This is a genomic window from Serratia sp. 506_PEND, from assembly GCF_001076875.1.
Taxonomy (GTDB): domain Bacteria; phylum Pseudomonadota; class Gammaproteobacteria; order Enterobacterales; family Enterobacteriaceae; genus Serratia; species Serratia marcescens.
In genome coordinates this window covers 1-539 of the sequence record NZ_JVEL01000559.1, presented here as the reverse complement: position 1 = coordinate 539, position 539 = coordinate 1, and the positions used below count along the sequence as shown (strand labels likewise).

The following is a 539-nucleotide window of genomic DNA, read 5'->3' as shown; positions in this document are numbered from 1 at the left end:
CCGGCTTGCCGCCCAGGTCTTCGACGTCAGCCCCCTCACGATAGGGATAGCGATACTCTGCAACATCGCGGGACAGCGTATCCCGCGCATCAAGGCAGTCAAAGGCAATGCCCCGGAATGAGGCGTCAAGGAGATCATCTTTCCAGGCCATGGTCAGTTCCTCAACCCGTCGCGCTGGGTGCGGTCGTCGAGCGCGGCGTGGACTTCCTGACCATCGAGATAAACATGCAAGTCAAGGCGCTGCGGGTTCAGCCCCAGGGCATCGCTGGGCATCACGGCATTCGGAGTTTTCTGCTTGTCGACATACAAATTATCAGCAGCCTTACCCCCCAACCAATCACCGCCAAAGTATCCTGCAATACCGCCAACAAGACCGCCTATTACGGTGCCATACCCTGGAATTATAGAGCCAGCAGTCGCACCGGCTTCGGCGCCAGCCATCGCCCCGGTGGTGCGCCCGCCAATCTGGGTATACTGCTTGTCTTTTTGCTGAGGTGTCAGCGAGTTATCGTTATGCGTCTCATAGGCGTCATAGGCCC

General features: G+C 58.3%; 1 protein-coding gene and 1 pseudogene. Both read right to left on the bottom strand.

The window, feature by feature from the left end; all coding sequences use genetic code 11:
* A partial coding sequence (locus tag ADK28_RS30625; protein WP_193392134.1) for a DNA circularization N-terminal domain-containing protein occupies nucleotides 1–151 on the bottom strand: 151 nt, incomplete at its 3' end.
* A gap of 2 nt (nucleotides 152–153) precedes the next feature.
* A pseudogene (locus ADK28_RS32295) lies at nucleotides 154–539 on the bottom strand (hypothetical protein); the annotation flags it as partial.